The organism is Limosilactobacillus vaginalis DSM 5837 = ATCC 49540 (assembly GCF_000159435.1).
Taxonomy (GTDB): domain Bacteria; phylum Bacillota; class Bacilli; order Lactobacillales; family Lactobacillaceae; genus Limosilactobacillus; species Limosilactobacillus vaginalis.
Genome location: NZ_GG693412.1, coordinates 1 through 20481 on the forward strand (window position 1 = coordinate 1; position 20481 = coordinate 20481).

Sequence of the window (20481 nt, forward strand, 5' to 3'; positions counted from 1 at the left end):
GTGCTGACTAACAATTTAATTATATCAGATGTCATTCAAGCCGTCAATGATTAATTTAGATAATTTTCAAATTAATTCATCAATCAGTCTCAACAGACAACTTTTATAATATATCATCTTGTTAAGAGCGAGTCAACATGTTTATTGAAATAAAAGTAATTAATCAGATAAACAAATAACTTTTTGTATCTCTCAACAGGAACTATACTATACCTTCTTTTGATTTCTTCGTCAACATCAAATATGAAGAGTCATTCATTTGTATTCGACTAATTCGAACATTAAATTCAAATTGGCAAATATAGTTAATAAGTTTTAAAACAAAGCAAAAGAGTGCCCGCCATTTTTTGGCAAAAGCACTCATAAGCTGAACAATTTATTTTTTAAATTATTTTACCCGAACCAAGAAGTAACGTTTCTTTCCACGACGAACGATCACGAACTTGCCATCAAAGTGACTGCTTGGATCGATTTCTGCATCAACATCAGTTACCTTTTCACCATTAATATGGATAGCACCATTTTCAACATCTTGTCGTGCCTGACGACGTGATGGTTCAATCTTGGTATCATCAACCAACCATAAAATAATGTTTTTCTTTTCATTAGCTACTTCTACTGAAGGAACATCCTTGAAGGCTTGTTCAATTTCCTCAGTAGTTAAATCAGCGACATCCCCCGAGAACAGCGCCTTAGTAATTCGTTGGGCTTCGGCTAATCCTTCTTCACCATGGACAAACTTGGTAACTTCTTCAGCTAAGCGACGTTGGGCTTCCCGCTTCCATGGTTCCTTTTGAACTTTTTCAGCCAGCTCATCAATTTCATCCTTAGATAAGAAGGTAAAGTACTTGAGGTATTTAACAACGTCACGATCATCTTGGTTAATCCAGAATTGGTAGAATTCGTATGGCGAGGTCTTCTTTGGATCAAGCCAAATAGCACCGCCAGCGGTCTTCCCAAATTTTGTCCCGTCAGCTTTTAGCATCAATGGAATAGTCAACCCGTATACCTTTGCGTCGGGGCCTTCTACCTTATGAATCAGGTCAATTCCGGCAGTAATGTTCCCCCATTGATCTGACCCACCAATTTCAAGCTGCACACTATTATTTTGGTAAAGGTGCAAGAAGTCTACCGCTTGAAGAATTTGGTAGGTAAACTCGGTAAAGGAAATCCCTGAATCAAGTCGACTAGCAACAACTTCCTTATTTAACATTGTATTAACGTTAAAGAGCTTCCCAAAGTCACGTAAGAAGTCAATCATGGTGAAGTTCTTTAACCAAGTGTAGTTGTCAACAATCGTAAAGTTCTCGGTGCCGAAAAGCTTCTTCATTTGTTCGGTAAGAGCCTTCTTGTTGTGCTCTAACTGTGATTCAGTTTGAAGGGTCCGTTCTGTCTTCCGCCCAGATGGATCACCAATTGCACCAGTTCCACCACCAATGATAATAACTGGGTGATGCCCCGCTAACTGGAATCGTTTAAGAATCATGAAGGGAATTAAGTGACCGATATGAAGACTATCACCTGTTGGATCAGTTCCACAGTATAGGCCAATGTTCTTATTTTCGGTTAATTCCTTTAGCGCTTCTTTATCAGTGGTTTGGTTAATGGCACCGCGCCATTCAAGTTCATCAATAATGTTCATCGTATTGCCTCCTATAACATCTTTCAGATCAAAAAAATCCCCAACTTCATATTGAAGTCAGGGACGATTTACCGCGTTACCACCTTGAATTGCAACTACCAATCCGGTAATTACCTCTCTAGTCGATAACGAGACGATCCGTTCTTAGTTGAAAAGCTCCGTAAGTGTAATTCGTCAGCCAACCTCGTTAGACTTTCAGCAACCGTCTAATCTCTAATCTACCGGTTGGTAAACTACTAAATTACATCAACGCCTTTATTGTTGCCGTCATTGTACCTAGAGAATTAGTACTTTGTCAAGATCAAAAGGAAGCCACCAGAACTATTTCTTTCGTGACTTCCCTTTAGCTAAGAATTATTTATTTTCTTGCTTCTTTTTATCCTGCTTTTGTTTAGCTTTCTTTGCTTTTTTCTTTGGTGTATAAACTTCATGAACGTAAGCCTCACCAGTTAATTCAGCAACTGGCTTAAACGTGTCCGCAAAGTCTTCATCCAAGTTAGCGGTCTTCTTCGCTTCTTCGTAGTATAGAGCACCACTGGCAAATATCACTGGCAAATATGCTGCAAAGCCAAGAATCATTAGCAGCAACCCAATGTATACCAATACGTAAGTTGCGGTGTAAATACCCCAGTATGCTAAGGCACCGAAAATAGCTTCCCAAACAACCATTGGAACAAAGATTACAACAAGCATAATCAATAGGTAGTTCCACTTGCGGCCACCCATAAACCGTCGACTAGCAGTTAGGGCGTGACGCATTGATTGACCAAGGAATTGTGGCTGACGGTCACGGTAAAGGAAGTTAGCTTGGGAATATTCAATCCCCTTCCATGCCATTACAATATCGTTTAATACCCGGCAAACAATTACTAATGCTTGGTTTTTAGCAACTAACCCACCAATAATATCTAACGGCAAGCTCCACAGGAATACGAATAATCCAGTGTAAAGAATGATCCGCCATAATTGATTCTTCCGCAAATGCTTATAGTGCATCCATACTGATCCAGCACTAACAACTTGTTCAGGGTGGCGAACCTTATCTTGATAAGTAAATTGTGCAGCTGTGGTAAAGAATGAATAGAAGAATGACAATGCTACTAAAACAATAATTGCAAGAAGCAACTCAAGCAAAGCCAATCCAATTGCTGCAGGTGATGCCATCCCGTACATAATCATCATCATGGCCATCCCCATTGAACTCAATATTCCTTGGGCAAAATAACCAATAATAAACGATAATGCGAGGAAAATAATCATCACTCCGCCAAGCGGCCACATTGAAGCTTGGTAATGCGGCTTAACTAGTTCCTTCAAGTCATGAACGAACTGTTTTAAGGATAAATGATAACGTTTCTTCATTTAATACTCTCTCCAATTATTTCAGAATATATTTTTCATCATAACACAAAACAAATAAAGCTCAATTTTCATGGTGCTTTTTTCATAAAAAATTCAAAAAGTGCTAGCCACCACAGTCAGCAAGCCGATTAATGATGGTCAGCACTTTAATTATTCTCTATTAAACTATTTGTCAAAATTAACTAAATTACTAGAGAAATTATACTCGCAAATTAATCTTGCTCAGTCGCTTCAGAATAAGGAAAACGATAATTCCCTCCAAAGGCCAAGTAATGACTTCTTTAGGCAACCGGATAAGCAGAAGTGCCCAGAAGGTTTTCCCCGTACTTCCGGTATTTAAGCTCATAATATAAATCCAAAGCGTTGTAAAGATGACATTGGTTACTAGGATTTGGAAGAACTCGTAAATTAGCGCCCGTTGCCAAGTGATTTTTTGGTTGTACAGGAACATTCCCGCTAACACACCAGAAATAAAGGCTGAAAAGGTAAAGCCTGGGAAAAAGGCAGTCCCAGAGTTAAGAATAGTGTTACTGATAATATCGTTAACCACCATTGCCCAACCACCAATCCACGGTCCTAAATAGTAACCTATCAAGGCAGTTGCAATAAAGCCAAAGCCAAATTTAAGAATGGTTGGATCACCAATTGAGATTTTTTCTAAAACAACCTCAAGGGCAATCAGCATTCCAGCAAGAGTTAGCCGCTTAGTAGTAAACCGCGGCCCAGCAAAAGATAAAATTGATGACATCTCAATCCACTCCCTACTTAAAAATTTATTCTGTTAGGGAACACATTGACCGGTGTCTCTGTGGTGAATGCGAAATTATCAAGCAGCTAATACTTCCTTCCAGCGTTCACATTCCGTTCCGCTGGACAATAACTCGGTAATTCCTACCCCAACACCCAATAATATATCTCAACCACGGATAATATTCAATGATTTTGGTAAAATTATATGGAAAATTGCTTAAATTAAATACTGATATAAATATATATAGTTCGTGTTTTATTTAACAAAGAATTACCATATTGGTTCAGAGTAACCATTTAATTATCAAAAATAGGGTTCTGGTGCCCGGTAATGCCGAACTCCAGAACCCTATTAGGCTCTTATCTTCAATTAATTATTTTAGTACTTTTCTTTGCTTAAAACATTAAGCTTATCGTCAAAGTCGTAAACAACTGGTTGACCAGTAGCCATTTCAAGGTTCATGATGTCATCATCAGAAATGTTTTCGATGTACTTGCTCAAAGCACGGAGAGAATTACCGTGGGCTGCAATAATAACGTTCTTGCCATCAAGAAGCTTTGGAGCAATTTCATCTTGCCACAAAGGAATAACCCGTTCCAAGGTAACCTTTAAGTTTTCACCACCAGGAACTGTCCGTGGGTCCAAGTTAGCGTAACGACGATCATGTAATGCTGAACCTTCGTCACTAGCCTTTAGCAATGGAGGTAAAACATCGTATGACCGACGCCAAATGTGAACTTGTTCGTCACCGTACTTTTCAGCAGTAGCCTTCTTGTTAAGGCCTTGTAAAGCACCATAGTGACGTTCATTCAAGCGCCAAGTCTTGGTTTCAGGAATCCAAAGTTGGTCACATTCTTCAAGAGCATAGTGCAATGTCTTGATAGCACGCTTCAATACTGAAGTGTATGCATAGTCAAATTGAATACCATGTTCCTTAAGGGCCTTACCAGCATCCTTAGCTTGTTCAACACCCTTTTCGCTCAAATCAACATCAATCCAACCAGTGAACTTGTTAGCAAGGTTCCATTCACTTTGGCCGTGACGAATTAAAACTAGTTTTGCCATGTTTTAATGACCTCTTTCTTCTTAAAATCGCTATACTACTATACAGCATTACCTAATCATTTTAATCCAAACATTGAAAAAATCCAATAGGAGAAGCATCGATCTTGTGAAATTAATCGCGATTATGGATCTACAACCCCGCCTTTGCGCCAATATCATGACGGTAAAAGCATTCCGGTTGATCTAACTTTTCTAAATATGCGTAAACACGATCATGCGCTTCCTGAAGAGTTCCTGCTTGGGCCAGAACCATTAACAGTCGTCCCCCAGCGCCCTGCAAATGACTAAGTGTTCCCGTCACATTAGCATAGTCGATTTCAACTTCACTGCCCTCAGGGAAGGAACCTAATTCTTGACCATGGATTGGTTTTTGTGGATAACCTTTGGAAGCCAACACAACACCAAAACTAGCTTCAGCGGTCTCGCTAATTGCCGGTAAAGGCTGATCATTAATTGCCGCATCAACAAGTTGATAAAGATCCGTATCTAAGCGTGGAAGGACGACCTGAGTTTCTGGATCGCCAAGACGAACATTATATTCAATCACCTTCGGGCCATCCGTAGTCAGCATTAGTCCAATATAAAGGACCCCATGATAATGGTATTCGCCCTTCACTAGCCCATCTACCGTTGGTTTAACCACTTCATCAATCATTCGTTGGCGATCAGCCGCCGATAACTGGGGAAGTGGACTATACGAACCCATCCCACCAGTATTCGGGCCCTTATCACCGTCATAAGCCCGTTTATGGTCTTGTGCCATTGGCAAGATTCGATAATGACCGTTGCTGATCACTACAAACATCGAATATTCAGGGCCATTTAAACATTCTTCAAGGACTATCCGGGCTTGCCCCGATGCAAACATTTCTTTAATCGTCTGGACCGCAGCATCATGATCCTGGGCAATCACAACTCCTTTACCTCCAGCGAGGCCATTTTCTTTGATAACAACCGGGTACCCAAATTGATCCACGTGTTCAAGGATCGCTGTTTGGTCACGATAGGAAGCATGCTTAGCAGTTGGTACACCGTAATTATTCATAAAGTTCAAAGCATAATCTTTTGAACCCTCTAGTTGCGCTGCCCGAGCATCAGGACCAAAAATCTTTAATCCAGCTGCATGGAAGTCATCTACAATACCATCAACCAGGCAATCTTCGGGTCCCACAAACGTCCATTTAATATCGTGATCTTTTGCAAATTTAATCAAACCGGCAAAGTCGTTTTCAGCAATTGCCACTGGCTCAACTCCAACGCTTGGCATCCCCACGTTCCCCGGTGCACAGTAAACATGGTCTACACTAGTGCTTTCCTTCAGCTTTTTGGCAATCGCAAATTCGCGACCCCCTTCGCCGATCACTAATAAATTAACTTTATCTGTCATGAGATCCTCCTGAATTCGATGTTGGATAATCATTTTTGTTGGTGGCTTGTGTTCTGGCTCGCACTCTAATGTCTAAAGTGTCTTACCCCAGTGGTGACCATGGCGATACCGTATTTGTTGGCCATGTCGATTGATTCTTGATCACGGATGGAGCCGCCGGGTTGAACGACTGCTTTGATGCCATGCTTACCAGCGTATTCAACACAGTCGCCAAATGGGAAGAAAGCATCTGAAGCCATTACGGTTCGTTCGTCAATATCATCTCCGGCATGCTTAACAGCAATCTTGAGAGAATCAATCCGGTTCGGTTGACCTTCACCAACACCGAGCGTCCGTTCATCATTTGCGAGGACAATTGCATTTGATTTAGCATGCTTAACTGCCTTCCATGCAAACATCAGTGTCTTTAATTGTTCCTCGGTTGGTTGAACATCAGTTACGCACTTCCAGTCATGATAGTCTTCTTTGAGGGTATCTTGTTCTTGCATTAGCATCCCGCCCATTACAGAAACGACTTCATGCTTGGTTGGTTCATCTTTCTTACTGAAATCAAGACTGAGTAAACGAATATTCTTCTTCTTTGCCAAAATTTCGTATGCATCGTCATCGAAGCCAGGTGCAATCACGATTTCAAGGAAAATCTTATGCATCTTTTGGGCAGTTGCTAAATCAACTTTTCGGTTTAGCGCAATCACTCCGCCGAAAATTGAAACAGTGTCTGCAGCATAGGCACGATCCCAGGCTTGTTCTAGGTTCTCACCCCGGCCAATGCCACAAGGGTTCATGTGCTTCATAGCAACGACTGCTGGTTCATCAAATTCCCGGATGCAACGAAGAGCCTCATCTGCATCCTTAATATTATTGTAGGAAAGCTTCTTTCCGTGAAGCTGTTTAGCAGATAAAATCGAGAATGATTTTGGTAGTGCATCCTGGTATAGCCAAGCTTTCTGGTGGCTATTTTCACCATAACGCATCGTTTCTTTCAAGTCCCAAGTCAAGGTTAACTTTTCAGGATCTTCTAGGCCATTTTCCTTAGTTAGGTATTGAGAAATCAATGCGTCATAAGCGGCAGTGTGACGAAAGGCCTTGGCAGCTAGCTTTGAACGGGTTTCCAATGTTGTCGTGCCGTTTTCCTTAAGTTCACCCAACACCTGATCATAGTCGTTTTGGTCAACGACGATTGTAACGTCACGGTAATTCTTAGCTGCTGAACGGACCATGCTTGGGCCGCCAATATCAATATTTTCAATCGCATCCGCAAGCTTTACGTCTGGCTTTTCAATTGTCTCCTTAAATGGATAGAGGTTTACACAGACAAGATCAATTGGCGTAATGTTAAGTTTTTCAAGAGTCTTCATATGCTCTGGTAATTCACGACGAGCCAGTAAGCCCCCATGAACATATGGATTTAATGTTTTTACTCGACCATCCAGAATTTCAGGAAAATGGGTAACATCTTCAATACTAATCGTATTAATTCCTGCATCATCCAAAACCTTCTTTGTTCCGCCAGTAGAAACAATTTCAAAGCCGTTTTCTACCAGTCCCTTAACAAAAGGAACCAAATTTGTCTTATCAGATACACTTACTAATGCTCGTTTCATAAGTTAATTCTCCTTCTCTAGCTCTGTCAAAACTTGTTTTACTGCTTCAGGATATAATTGGTGTTCGGTTTCATGGACCCGTTCTTCCAACGTTTCTACCGTATCGCTAGGCAAAATTGGCACGTGCCGTTGAGCAATAATTGGTCCAGAATCTAAACCAGCGTCGATATAGTGGACAGTTACCCCAGTCTGTTTCCGCTGGTCATTAAATGCCCGCTCAATCGAATGCAATCCTGGATACTCTGGCAACCATGCAGGATGAAGGTTGACGATCCGGTGTTCATATTGATTCAGGATAGTTGGGCCAACTACCCTTAAGTAACCGGCCAAAGCAATAAAGTCAATTTGATACTTTTTCAGCAACTGTAAAAGCTGTTTTTCGTACTCTTCCTTCCCACCACAGGATTTCACCGTGAAACTTTCAGCAGGGATACCAAGGCGCTGTGCCCGTTTCATTACCGGTGCATCTGGATGGTTGCAAAAGAGCAGCGATAATTCACCAGGAATATCACCGCTTTGAAAATGCTTTGCTAGCACTTCAAAGTTTGTTCCGTTCCCGGAAGCGAAAATGGCAACTCTCATTTTCAAACCTCACTTAATTTCAATCTTTTCAGCATTTTCAGGACGTTGACGCAGGTGACCAATTTGGTAGCTTGCCTCACCTGCTTCTTTTAACTTCTCTTGAACCTGTTTAACATTAGTAGGATCAACTGCCAACACTAAGCCAATCCCCATGTTGAATGTTTGGAAGCAATCTGCCAGCGGTAACTGACCAAGCTGTTGTAAATAATCAAAGACTGGCAATGTCGGCCATGACTTGTGATCGATTACCGCCTGTAATTGATCGCTAATCATTCGGGGAACATTCTCGATCAGTCCGCCGCCAGTAATATGACTTACCCCTTTAATTAATTTTTGATGAATCAGGGGAAGAACCTGACGGACATAAATCCGGGTTGGTTTTAAAATGGTCTCGCCAACCGTCTCACCATGAAGGGCCTCTGGTTTTTCGTCGAGTTGAACATCATGATCCTTAAAGAGAATCTGGCGAACAAGGGAAAAACCATTTGAGTGGATCCCGCTAGATGGTAATCCCAGAAGAACATCGCCAGCTTGTGGTTGAGCCGTGGTTAAAAGCTCCTCTTTCTCTACGACTCCAGTCACCGTTCCCGCTAAATCATATTCGTCTTTCGCGTACATATCCGGCATTTCAGCTGTTTCGCCACCAATTAACGCTGCACCAGCATCACGGCAACCCGCAGCAACACCGCTGACAATTTCTGCCATTTTCTCGGGCTGGTTGTGTTCGGTAGCAATGTAGTCCAAGAAAAATAATGGTTCCGCCCCTTGAGCCAGGACATCGTTAACACACATTGCAACCACATCAATACCGATCGTGTCATGTTTTCCCATTTGTTGAGCAATCAGGAGTTTAGTTCCAACACCATCTGTCCCCGAAACGAGAACTGGATGTTCCATGTGTAACTCTCCCAAGTCAAACATCCCACCAAAACTACCAATGCCACTAACAACACCAGGGCGATCAGTTGATTTAACAGCCGCTTTGATCCGATTAACTAATTCGTATCCGGCATTTACGTCAACACCGGCTTTTTGATAGCGATTCATGATTTCAGTTCCTTTCGTGCCCGCTTTTCTTGTTCGTTTAGCGACTTCAAATATCCTTCTTCGTAATCGTAAAGCGGAGTTGGGTAGTCACCATTAAAGTAAGCTACTGTTAGGCCGCCATATGGTGCATCCCCCGCATCCGGAATATTGATTGCCTTAATCAAATTTTCAACACTCAGAAAGTGAAGGGAATCAGCGCCAATCAACTCTTTCATTGTTGACACTGAATAATGAGCAGCCATTAGCTCTGACCGCGTTGAAATATCAATCCCATAGAAGCACGGAAATTTAAATGGCGGTGAAGCAATCAACATGTGGACTTCCTTAGCTCCTGCATGACGAAGCATTTTAATAATCTGCTTAGAAGTGGTTCCCCGGACAAGCGAATCATCGACTACGATTACTCGTTTGCCAGCAACAACCCCGCGAACGGCAGATAGTTTGAGATGAACGCCTTGTTCACGAAGGGCCTGCGTTGGCTGGATGAATGTCCGGGCAACATATTGGCTCTTAATCAAGCCCATTTCGTACGGCAATCCGGACTCTTCCGCATAGCCTGATGCTGCGGATAGTGATGAATTAGGAACCCCGATAACCATGTCTGCATCAATCGGGTATTGCTTTGCCAGTAACCTTCCCATCTGTTTACGGGCATTATGGACTGTTACCCCGTGAATAATCGAATCAGGACGAGCAAAGTAAATATATTCCATTGAACAGATTGCTAATTGAGTATTCGTTGTGTAGTGGTCAATATGTAACCCATCACGATCAATTACAATCAGTTCCCCAGGTTGAACATCTCGAATAAATTTAGCGTTAACAATGTCTAGAGCACATGTTTCACTAGTAACTACATAGGCACCGTTTTCCAATTGGCCAATACATAAAGGGCGAATCCCATTTGGATCTAGTGCTGCAATTAACCTGTCCTTTTGTAGCAAGAGAAAGGCAAAACCACCGTGGACAATGTTCAGGCTCTTTTTTAAGGCCGGAATAAAACCTTCTTTAATGTATTTCCGAACTAGGTGAATCAGAATTTCGGTATCGGAATCTGACTGAAAAACCGCTCCATCATCCTCAAGCTGGCGCCGTAACGTAACGGCATTAGTTAAATTTCCGTTATGAGCTAACGCAACGTCGCCATCGTGGAAGTGAAACAAAAAGGGTTGGACATTGGCAATTGAGTTATGCCCACTTGTACCATAACGAACATGGCCAATCGCTGCGTCACCAACTAGCCGCTTCAATTCATTCGGGTTAGCAAACACCTTTGCTAAGAGTCCCCGGTCACGATGCTGGTAAAGTTCTTTTGAATCGGTCGAAACGATTCCGGCCCCTTCCTGACCACGATGTTGAAGGGTATGAAGACCATAGTATGTTAACTGGCTTGCATCTTGAACACCAAAAACGCCAAAGACACCACATTCTTCATTTAATCCTTTGATTTCAGCTGGCACGGGATCGCCTCCTCCCACAATTTTTGTAGTTCAGCAACATTTTGATTAATCTCAGCATCTTGCAAGTGCGCTTCAAGCCAATGGGTATTAGTAACTTCCCCAACTAGCAGTGCATCCGCACCCATCGTTTTTTCAAAAGCAACTGTCTTGGCATCAGGAACTGTCACAACAAACCGTCCCGGAGTTTCGCTAAATAATTGAGCAGCTGTCAGGTGACGAATATCAATATTCATTCCCAAATCTGCCTTAAACAATGTTTCAGCAAGGCCAACTCCAAGGCCACCTTCACTTAGATCATGAGCACTTGCAACATTGCCCTGCTGCATTGCGGTAAGAAGACGCATCATGTAGTCATGAACGTGTTCCATATCAAACGAGTTAAGAACACCACTAATATCACCGGTAAGCATCTTTTGAATTTCTGTACCCGCAAAGTCATTCCCCGTTTTACCAACAAGGTATACCTTATCGCCAGCATGCTGAACAAATGATGGGATAACATGTTGAATATCCTTAATCAGTCCAACCATTCCGACCATTGGTGTTGGGTGGATTGCTTTACCATTATTTTCGTTATATAACGAGACATTTCCTGAAATAACCGGAGTATCAAATACCCGGCAGGCATCAGCCATCCCCTTAACAGATTGGTGAAGTTCCCAGAAAATTTCGGGATCATTAGGGTCACCATAGTTTAAGCAATCGGTAATTCCTAATGGCTCAGCACCACTAGCCACAATGTTAGCCGCTGCTTCAACAAGGGCAATTTGACCACCAATTTCCGGACTCAAATAGACGAAGCGTCCATTACCATCGGTTGTCATTGAAAGGCCTTTACGGGTCCCACGAACACGCAAGACACCAGCGTCGCTTCCGGGACCGACCACCGTGCTTGTCCGTACCTGCGAGTCATATTGTTGATAAAAAATGCTCTTATCCGCGATTGTTGATTGTTGAAGAAGGTTTCGTAATGTTTGTTCAGCATCGCTAATGGTTGGTACCCAAGCAGTTTGCTTTTCTGCTGCCGAAATCCGCGCTGGTTTCTTCTCCTCACTAGCTTCTTCCAATACATCATCGGTCAAACTAGAAACAGGAATATTGCAGACCTCTTGTCCATCATGGTAGAGAACGTAATCGTGACCAGCAGTAATCCGACCAATCGTCACTGCTTCTAGGTCATAAAAGTCAAAGATCTTTTTAACGTCTTCTTCGTGGCCCTTATTTACACACAGGAGCATCCGTTCTTGCGATTCACTTAACATAATTTCGTAAGCTGACATATTTGGTTCACGTTGAGGAACGAGGTCAAGGTTTAGCTCCATGCCGCTTTGCCCTTCAGATGCCATTTCGGCACTTGAAGAAACAATTCCGGCTGCCCCCATATCCTGAATACCAACTAGCCAGTCAGGGTGCTTAGTGATAACTTCCAGGCAAGCCTCTAAAAGAAGCTTTTCCATAAAGGGATCACCGACTTGAACCGCAGAACGCTGGGTGGCATTCTCATCACTAAAATCAGCAGATGCAAAGGTTGCACCATGAATTCCGTCACGACCGGTTTGCGCACCGACATACATTACCGCATTACCGATTCCAGCTGCCTTCCCTTTTTGGAGATCTTTTTGGTCCATCAAGCCAACACTCATCGCATTACATAAAAGATTTCCTTGGTAGCACGGATCAAAAGTTGTTTCACCGGCAATTGTGGGAATTCCCATACAGTTACCGTAATCACCAATTCCCCGCACCGTTCCATCGACCTTCATCCGCATCTTTGGATCAGTTAGTTCGCCAAAATGAAGAGAATCAAGTGAGGCAACTGGACGAGCACCCATACTGAAAATGTCACGAAGAATTCCGCCAACCCCAGTAGCAGCTCCCTGATATGGTTCTACAGTAGTTGGGTGGTTATGGCTTTCTGCTTTGAAGACCACGGCTTGACCATCATCAATGTCAATAACTCCTGCACCTTCACCAGGGCCTTGCAAAACACGGGAATTCTTATTTGGAAAAAGCCTTAAAACAGGTTTTGACTTTTTATAAGAACAGTGCTCGCTCCACATTGCGGAAAACAATCCGGTTTCAGTATAGTTTGGCAACCTGCCAAGAAGCTTTTCGCTAATGTAGTTGTACTCATCTTCGCTTAGACTCCAGTCAAGATATGGTTTTTGCTTTTTAATTTCTTCAGGGGTCATTGCCTGTTCCATTGTCTATTCCTCCACCTTTGCATTTCCATTTGCGAGCAACGATTTGAATAACCGTAATCCATCAGTATTACCAAGAAGTGCTTCAACAGCCCGTTCTGGGTGAGGCATCATTCCCAAAACATTTCCCCGTTCATTAGTAATCCCCGCAATATTACGCAGACTGCCATTTGGGTTTTCCTCAGCATACCGAAAAACAACCTGATGATTCTTTTCAAGGCGGTCAAGTGTCTCTTTATCTGCAAAATAGCTTCCGTCAGCATGAGCAATTGGCAAAGCGATTCGTTCGTGCTTTTCATATTGTTGAGTAAAGATCGTTTCGTTATTAACCACTTCCAGGGGAACGGTCTTGCAGACGAACTTTTGACTATCATTCCGCTTTAACGCCCCAGGAAGAAGACCGACTTCAGTTAAAATCTGGAAACCATTGCAGGTTCCAAATACTGGTTTCCCTTCTTCTGCCATCTTGATAACCGCTGGCATAATATTAGTAAAGCGAGCAATTGCCCCCGCTCTTAAGTAGTCACCATAGGAAAAGCCACCTGGCAACATCACAGCATCAAACCCTGCTAAACTCTTTTCTCGATGCGAAACATATTCCACATCAGCATGACAAATAGAGTGGAGTGCTTCATAGAGGTCAATATCACAGTTAGAACCAGGAAAAACAATCACCGCGATCTTCATTTAATCTTCCTCCATCACTTGGTACTTATAAGTTTCCATATTGAAGTTAACTAAGAGTTGATCCGCAATTTCCTCAATTGTTTTTTCAACCGCCTTTCCAGTTCCTTCAACAGTTACATCGAAGAATTTACCAACCTGGACATCTTTCACTTCGTCATGGCCCAGCGTATGAATTGCATCTTTAATGGTCTCCCCTTGAGGATCAAAAACTGATTGCTTATAGGTAACGAAAATCCGTACTTTTGTCATTTACTTATCCTCCGCAATAACGTCTTCCAACCGCGCTAATACTTGGTCATAGGTTTGAGTTAAGTCAGCTAGCTTCCGCCGATAAACATCCTTATCCATGTGCTGGTCGGTCTTAATATCCCATAACCGGCAATTATCAGGCGAAAATTCATCTGCCAGGATAATTTCACCATTACTTAACCGACCAAACTCTAATTTAAAGTCAACTAATTGCATTCCTGCTTTTTCAAAAAGAGGTGTCAGCAGGCCATTAACTTCTCGACAAATGCCCCACATTTTTTCAAGTTCAGCATGGGTAGCAATTCCTAACGCAATCGTTGCCGACTCATTAATAAATGGATCGTCTAATTCATCACTCTTATAAAAAGTTTCCTCAACCGGTTCTGGAAGCTTCTTTCCTTCGTCCAACCCATACCGACTAGCAAAGTGTCCCGCAACCACATTCCGGGTAACAAATTCTAGCGGAAACATCGTACATTTCTTAACTAGATCTTCATTAGCTGACAACTTTTTGATGAAGTGAGTCTCAATCCCGTGCTTGATTAAATATTGAAAAACCAAGCTTGAAATGGCATTAGCAGCTTCACCCTTTCCAGCAAAGTGCTCCTTCTTTTTCCCGTTCAGCGCAGTTGCTTGGTCCATATATACAACCCGCAGTACTTCGGGATCGTCTGTTTGCCACATCTGTTTTGCTTTTCCGGTATAAAGTAACTTTTCCATTGTTAATTAAGACTCCTTTACATAAAAGACGAACATTAAAATAATTAATAACGATTTCATTCGTTAAATTCTGTCATTAATATACTCTCAGTCATAAGTAATTGTCAATACAATTCACTAACTTTATCTATACTTTCTTTATAATAGTTCGCGTTTTACACTAATTTTCACTCCTAGAACCCGTAATTCTTATAAAATTAACCTAATTTGTCTTTCAACCCATCGTTAACTATCCCCAAATAAATATTTTTAATTTCTCAAGATAATTATTGACTTTTCAAAAATTAAGATTAAACTAATAAACAATTAAATTATGATTAGACTTTGAAGAGAAGAGTAGTACCTCGTCGTTTCTGCAGAGAGTCCTTATTTGGTGAAAGAGGATATTCGACAACGGTATGAAGATGAGCTCTGAGTCATCTAACCTGGTCATCCCGGCTAGGCTAGACGGATAGCAACCGTTACATTGCGGAGTATTCATATCTTATAATGAGTACTTAACGAGGTTGTTATTGTAAGGTAACAATAAACTCAGGGTGGTACCGCGAAAGCTTTCGTCCCATAGTTCTATTTGAACGACTGGGATGGAAGCTTTTTTTATTAAAATCTAATCTTCCTTAATCACATCATCCAGGAAAGGAGAATCAGTAATGACAGCAAACGCAAAAAATGGTTTTTTACTCAGTAGCGGTCAGTGGCAAAATCATTATCTTAACAATCCAGTATCAATCGTGGTGGTTAACCTAATGCCAACCAAAGAGATAACTGAACGCCAATTTCTTGAAAGCTTCAATCAATTAACTCAAGATGTTGAACTTACTTTTCTTTATCCAGCAACTCACCATTTCAAAAATGTTTCCTTCTCGACAATCGCTAAAGCATACGTTAGCTTAGCAGAAATTGAGAATTACTCGTTCGACGGTTTAATCATTACTGGTGCTCCCGTTGAACAGCTTGCTTTTCAGCAGGTTGATTATTGGGAAGAATTTCGCACAATCTGTGACTGGGCAGAGCGTCATACCAAGCAAAGTTTGTTAGAGTGTTGGGCTGCTCTTGGCGGTCTCTATAACGACTATCAAATTAATAAGCACCAGTTGTCGCAAAAAATTTTTGGAATCTATCAAGCAACAGGAATCAATAAGTGTAACCAATTAGCAAAGCATTTTACTAACCAGCAATTAGTCATTCCCCAATCACGCCACTCCAATCCTAGTGTTGATCCAGAGAACCTTCCCGATGATTTGCAAATTGTCGCTGAAAATAATGAAATTGGTCCCTTAATCTATCACTCCCCTGGCAAACACCGCACTTACATTACAGGCCACCCGGAATATGAAGCAGATACGCTTGCGCAGGAATATTACCGCGATCTAAAAAAGCGGCTGCCTATTCAGGAACCGCGTAATTACTTTTCTAACCGGAATACCGGTGAGATTAAATATTCATGGCGAAAATCAAGTACACAAATCTATCAAAATTGGTTAAACACATTCACACAACAGAAAGTAGGTACATTAGTATGAGTAATCAAGAACAATCACCAAAATACCATTTTGAAACCCTCCAAGTTCACGCTGGTCAAACCGTAGACGAAACTGGTGCTCGCGCGGTACCAATCTACCAAACAACTTCTTACGTTTTCAAAGACGCTAAACAAGCCGCTGACCGCTTCTCCTTAAAAGAACCCGGCAATATCTATACCCGCCTAACCAACCCAACTACCGAAGTCGTTGATAAGCGGGTCGCAGCTCTGGAACACGGCACTGCCGGAATTACCCTTGCGACTGGTTCGGCTGCCATCACCGCGGCAATCTTAAATATCGCTCAAGAAGGTGATGAAATCGTCTCCGCAAGTACAATTTACGGTGGAACTTATGACCTGTTTGCCGTTACCCTTCCTAAACTAGGAATCAAAACTCATTTTGTCGACCCTGATAATCCTGCAAACTTTGAAAAACAGATCAACGAGCATACTAAAGCTCTTTATGTCGAAAGTATTGGGAATCCTGGAATTAACCTAGTTGACTTTAAGGCGATTGCCAAAATCGCTCATAAGCACGGGATCCTCTTTATTGTTGACAACACTTTTGGCACCCCCTACCTCGTTAAACCGCTCGACCTCGGTGCCGATGTTATCGTTCACTCAGCAACTAAATTCATTGGCGGTCACGGAACAACGATGGGTGGTGTCATTGTAGAAAACGGGAAGTTCGATTATAAGGCTAGTGGTCGCTATCCTGGCTTCACCACTCCTAATAGTCAATATGATGGCCTTGTGTTTGCCGATCTAGCACCCGCTGCGTTTACTACTAAAGTTCGAGCAGAAACCGCTCGTGACCTTGGTGCTACCATTAGTCCATTTAACTCATTCCTTCTTCTTCAAGGACTTGAATCACTCTCACTCCGGGTTGAACGTCACGTTGCTAACACCAGAAAAATTGTTAAGTTCCTTAACGATCATCCAAAAGTCGCTTGGATCAACTACCCAGAATTAGCAGATAGTCCATATAAGCCATTAGCAAATGAGTACTTCCCTCACGGTGTCGGTTCAATTTTCACCCTTGGTCTCAAGGGCGGCGAAGAAGCAGGCAAGGAGCTTATCAGCAACCTCAAGCTCTTCTCATTATTAGCAAACGTTGCCGATGCCAAGTCGCTGATTATTCATCCAGCTTCAACAACCCATGCCCAGTTAAGTCCCGAAGAATTAAAGGCCGCTGGTGTGACTCCCGATCTCATTCGGGTTTCTGTGGGAATTGAGAACGCGGATGACCTAATTGCGGATCTTGACCAAGCACTAGCAAAGATTTAGCCAAGCAAAGGAGGCCCTGTTATGCAGACAATTACGATTGGTCTTCTCGGTCTGGGAACCGTTGGCGGAGGAGTTGTGAAGCTATTACAAGAACACGCTGCTAAAATCGAGCAAACCACCAACGTTCACTTCGTCCTTAAGCGAGTAGCGGTTGCCCACCTAGATAAGCCACGAAATGTAACCCTTCCTGATGATACAATTCTTACCGATCAACTTGATGAAGTCCTTAACGATCCGGAAATTCAAGTAATCGTTGAAACAATGGGGACTATCAACCTTGCTCGTCAGGCAATTACTCAGGCAATTTACAACCACAAATCCGTAATCACTGCCAACAAGGATCTCTTGGCAATCGATGGCCCGCGCCTTGCCCAGCTTGCTAAAAGCCGTCACGTTGATTTTCTCTATGAAGCGAGCGTTGCTGGTGGGATCCCGATTCTCCGGGTACTAAGCAGCAGTCTTGCAACAGACCAGATTAGCCAAATCACCGGGATCATTAATGGAACTGCTAATTATATTCTGTCGGCAATGACCAGCAATAATGTTAGTTACGATAAAGCGTTAATGAATGCCCAGAAAAAGGGCTACGCGGAAGCAAACCCGACTAATGATGTCAAAGGGATTGATACTGCCAACAAGCTTAGTATTCTTAGCCAGTTTGCATTTGGAAAAGCACTGGATCCCAATAAACTTGGTATCCGTGGTATCGAGAACATTACTGCAGCCCAATTAGCTAGCGCAAACCATTTTGGTTACACAATTAAGCTACTAGCAATCGCTAAACGACTAGCCAACAAGCTTTACACTTTCGTTGGCCCCGCATTGATTGCGCATAACGATCCGCTCGCCCAAGTTGATGGCGTTCAAAATGCAGTTGCGGTCGAAAGCAATGCTCTTGGTTCAAGTGTTTATACTGGGCCTGGTGCTGGTGCCAAGCCTACCGCTAATAGTATTTTGAGTGATCTTGCCGCTGCAGCAAACGACATTTTAGACTATGATTGCGGGAGCGAATTTAATAATTATCACAACGAATTAGAACCCTGTAGTTTGACCACCGTTCCCCAATCATATCTGGTTACCACTTACGGGACTTCTGCTAAGCCGAATAGTACGGTTAACTGGCAAGGAGAATTTAATGGCAATAACTACTGGAGTGGCCTTACACCAGTCATTTCTCATCAAGAATTAGAGTCACTACTCAAAAGCTTCCCCAAGAGTTCAGCAGTTAGCTATTTACCAGTCTATAACACCGCTAAACTGTAAACTAAGAATCGTTTTATGGCCCTTACTCCTGAAGAAAGTTTGTCACAAGTTTAAGGATCGCTAGTTTATCTTTACCCATAAATCTGTGTCCTTCTCCCTCAATAAGGTGCAACTCACTCTTTGGCAGAATAACATTATATTTTTTGGAAGCTTCGGGTGAAACTACCGTATCCGCAAGACCGTGAATCAATAGCGCTGGTCCCATGAAGTGTTGGGCGGTTTCATAGATTGGTAGCAACTGAGCTGTTCGGAAGTACTCGCCGCTCACTGCTTCACCATGAACATCAACCGTTAACGGGATATGGTTAGGATCGTATTTAGTTCCCTGACAGGTTCCAAGTAACGCATCATCCTTTAATGTTGCGGCAGGAGCGAGAAGCACTTCCTTCGTAATAACATCCCGATAATAAGCCGCCAACATCGAAGCTACTACACCGCCTTGAGAATGACCAATCAGGTATATTTGTTGGGCTTTCATTTCTGAACGCGCAAAATCAATTATTTTCATTCCATCGCTAATTTCGCTCAGTACGGTCATATCGGTAAAGGAACCATCACTTTGACCACAACCAGCAAAATCAAACCGCAGCGTCGGAATTCCTGCTTGATTCAATTCATGAGACAAGTCGTACAAAAAATTGCCTGCTTTATAACCCCGATCGCCTTGAAAGCCGTGCATCAAAATCGCTACTCGCTTATTTTGTAATTGTTCCGTTCCCTCTAAAACTCCCCGAAGAGTGAGGCCGTCGCATTTTACAGTCACATCCATTTTACTGACTCCTTTTACTTTGTCTTCTATTCTGTCATTTTACTATAATAGGGTAGGAGGTGCTTTAAAATGATTCATAACTTTACGACAGACCACCAGGTTAATCACCGTTCAATTCGGCAGTTTAAGGATCAATCATTAACTGCCGAACAGCTAACAACCTTGTATGAAGCGGCCCGTCATACTTCATCAAGCATGTTTCTTCAGCAATTCAGCATCCTACACTTAACCGATCCGAAAAAGCGGGCTGCGGTCCGTGAAATTTCAAAACAATCGTATGTTGGCGCTAATGGCGATCTCTTTATTTTCATTGCCGATCTATACCGGAACCAACAAATTCGGCACCAACTCGGTAATGATGACGGTCGTCTCCACACTACGGATATTTTTATGCAAGCTGCGGAGGACGCAATTTTAGCCTTGCAAAATGCTTTAACAGCAATCGAAAGCATGGGACTTGGCGGCGTCGTTCTCGGGTCAATCAAGAACGATCCCGAAAAGCTAATTCAGGTACTCGACCTGCCTAAAATGACCTTCCCTATTCTTGGCCTCCAAGTTGGGATTCCCGACCAAGAACCACAGTTAAAGCCTCGGTTACCCCTTGATCAAATAACCTTTGATAATAATTATCCGCGTAATTTTAACATCAGTGAGCTTAAAAATTACGACCAAACAGTTACCACCTACTACGATCTCCGGGATGCTAATAAGCGCATTGATTCATTCACCAATCAAATCAATGGGCCAAAATTAAACCAGCACGAATCTAGTCGGGACAAACTGCTTCAAGCATTGCATGATCAGGGATTAGCCTTAAATTAATATTTTAAACTACTAAACAGGTTTCGATGTTCAGCAATATCGAAACCTGTTTTTCATTAAT

General features: G+C 42.4%; 18 protein-coding genes, 1 riboswitch and 2 other annotated features. Of the genes, 4 read left to right on the plus strand and 14 right to left on the minus strand.

From position 1 onward, the window contains the following. Nucleotides 1-388 precede the first annotated feature (388 nt). The 13 genes from tyrS to purC form a co-directional block, all read right to left on the minus strand. Nucleotides 389-1642: a tyrosine--tRNA ligase gene (gene tyrS / locus HMPREF0549_RS00005; RefSeq protein ID WP_003716179.1), complete on the minus strand. Its 1254-nt coding sequence runs from the start codon at nucleotides 1640-1642 to the stop codon at nucleotides 389-391. A 56-nt stretch (nucleotides 1643-1698) separates the two neighbouring features. Further along, nucleotides 1699-1901: a binding site (T-box leader), on the minus strand. Nucleotides 1902-1996: 95 nt separating this feature from the next. After that, a complete protein-coding gene (locus HMPREF0549_RS00010; RefSeq protein WP_003716180.1) occupies nucleotides 1997-3004 on the minus strand; it encodes a hypothetical protein in 1008 nt (335 codons plus the stop codon). A 199-nt stretch (nucleotides 3005-3203) separates the two neighbouring features. Beyond that, on the minus strand, nucleotides 3204-3752 hold the full coding sequence (locus HMPREF0549_RS00015; protein ID WP_003716181.1) for a folate family ECF transporter S component: 549 nt from the start codon (nucleotides 3750-3752) through the stop codon (nucleotides 3204-3206). A gap of 59 nt (nucleotides 3753-3811) precedes the next feature. Further along, a riboswitch (THF riboswitch) is annotated at nucleotides 3812-3905 on the minus strand. A gap of 228 nt (nucleotides 3906-4133) precedes the next feature. Beyond that, nucleotides 4134-4820: a 2,3-diphosphoglycerate-dependent phosphoglycerate mutase gene (locus HMPREF0549_RS00020; protein ID WP_003716182.1), complete on the minus strand. Its 687-nt coding sequence runs from the start codon at nucleotides 4818-4820 to the stop codon at nucleotides 4134-4136. 130 nt (nucleotides 4821-4950) lie between these two features. Then, nucleotides 4951-6207 carry a phosphoribosylamine--glycine ligase gene (purD, locus tag HMPREF0549_RS00025; protein ID WP_040530546.1) on the minus strand — a complete coding sequence of 419 codons (1257 nt, stop codon included), beginning with the start codon at nucleotides 6205-6207 and terminating at the stop codon, nucleotides 4951-4953. Between the two features lie 65 nt (nucleotides 6208-6272). Further along, nucleotides 6273-7811 carry a bifunctional phosphoribosylaminoimidazolecarboxamide formyltransferase/IMP cyclohydrolase gene (purH, locus tag HMPREF0549_RS00030; RefSeq protein ID WP_003716184.1) on the minus strand — a complete coding sequence of 513 codons (1539 nt, stop codon included), beginning with the start codon at nucleotides 7809-7811 and terminating at the stop codon, nucleotides 6273-6275. 3 nt (nucleotides 7812-7814) lie between these two features. After that, a complete protein-coding gene (gene purN, locus HMPREF0549_RS10045) occupies nucleotides 7815-8393 on the minus strand; it encodes a phosphoribosylglycinamide formyltransferase (protein WP_003716185.1) in 579 nt (192 codons plus the stop codon). 9 nt (nucleotides 8394-8402) lie between these two features. Beyond that, nucleotides 8403-9440, minus strand: coding sequence for a phosphoribosylformylglycinamidine cyclo-ligase (gene purM / locus HMPREF0549_RS00040; protein WP_003716186.1), 1038 nt, complete (start codon nucleotides 9438-9440; stop codon nucleotides 8403-8405). After that, on the minus strand, nucleotides 9437-10900 hold the full coding sequence (purF, locus tag HMPREF0549_RS00045) for an amidophosphoribosyltransferase (RefSeq protein WP_003716187.1): 1464 nt from the start codon (nucleotides 10898-10900) through the stop codon (nucleotides 9437-9439). The genes purM and purF overlap by 4 nt, the downstream gene beginning before the upstream one ends. Beyond that, entirely contained in the window at nucleotides 10876-13104 is a 2229-nt protein-coding gene (purL, locus tag HMPREF0549_RS00050) for a phosphoribosylformylglycinamidine synthase subunit PurL (protein ID WP_003716188.1), read from the minus strand. Before purL ends, purF begins: the two co-directional genes overlap by 25 nt. A 3-nt stretch (nucleotides 13105-13107) precedes the next feature. Next, complete coding sequence (gene purQ, locus HMPREF0549_RS00055) at nucleotides 13108-13788, minus strand: phosphoribosylformylglycinamidine synthase subunit PurQ (RefSeq protein WP_003716189.1); 681 nt, start codon at nucleotides 13786-13788, stop codon at nucleotides 13108-13110. Then, nucleotides 13789-14037, minus strand: coding sequence for a phosphoribosylformylglycinamidine synthase subunit PurS (purS, locus tag HMPREF0549_RS00060; protein ID WP_003716190.1), 249 nt, complete (start codon nucleotides 14035-14037; stop codon nucleotides 13789-13791). Then, nucleotides 14038-14757: a phosphoribosylaminoimidazolesuccinocarboxamide synthase gene (purC, locus tag HMPREF0549_RS00065; protein ID WP_003716191.1), complete on the minus strand. Its 720-nt coding sequence runs from the start codon at nucleotides 14755-14757 to the stop codon at nucleotides 14038-14040. Nucleotides 14758-15072: 315 nt separating this feature from the next. Beyond that, nucleotides 15073-15322 (plus strand) — a binding site (T-box leader). Between the two features lie 85 nt (nucleotides 15323-15407). Here purC and HMPREF0549_RS00070 point away from each other — a divergent pair. From HMPREF0549_RS00070 to HMPREF0549_RS00080, 3 genes are read left to right on the plus strand one after another with little or no spacing between them, the layout of a single operon-like run. After that, a complete protein-coding gene (locus tag HMPREF0549_RS00070; RefSeq protein WP_003716192.1) occupies nucleotides 15408-16280 on the plus strand; it encodes a homoserine O-acetyltransferase/O-succinyltransferase family protein in 873 nt (290 codons plus the stop codon). Then, the gene (locus HMPREF0549_RS00075; RefSeq protein ID WP_003716193.1) at nucleotides 16277-17566 is read left to right on the plus strand and encodes an O-acetylhomoserine aminocarboxypropyltransferase/cysteine synthase family protein; all 1290 of its coding nucleotides are present in this window, start codon (nucleotides 16277-16279) and stop codon (nucleotides 17564-17566) included. Before HMPREF0549_RS00070 ends, HMPREF0549_RS00075 begins: the two co-directional genes overlap by 4 nt. 21 nt (nucleotides 17567-17587) lie before the next feature. Continuing rightward, entirely contained in the window at nucleotides 17588-18829 is a 1242-nt protein-coding gene (locus tag HMPREF0549_RS00080; RefSeq protein ID WP_003716194.1) for a homoserine dehydrogenase, read from the plus strand. A gap of 22 nt (nucleotides 18830-18851) precedes the next feature. Here the strand turns inward: HMPREF0549_RS00080 and HMPREF0549_RS00085 are convergent, their stop codons facing one another. Then, nucleotides 18852-19598 (minus strand): alpha/beta hydrolase, encoded by a 747-nt coding sequence (locus HMPREF0549_RS00085; protein ID WP_003716195.1) that lies wholly within the window; start codon nucleotides 19596-19598, stop codon nucleotides 18852-18854. Nucleotides 19599-19667: 69 nt separating this feature from the next. Between HMPREF0549_RS00085 and HMPREF0549_RS00090 the strand changes: the two genes are divergently transcribed. Continuing rightward, nucleotides 19668-20420, plus strand: coding sequence for an NADPH-dependent oxidoreductase (locus tag HMPREF0549_RS00090; protein WP_003716196.1), 753 nt, complete (start codon nucleotides 19668-19670; stop codon nucleotides 20418-20420). The last annotated feature ends 61 nt before the right edge of the window (nucleotides 20421-20481 follow it).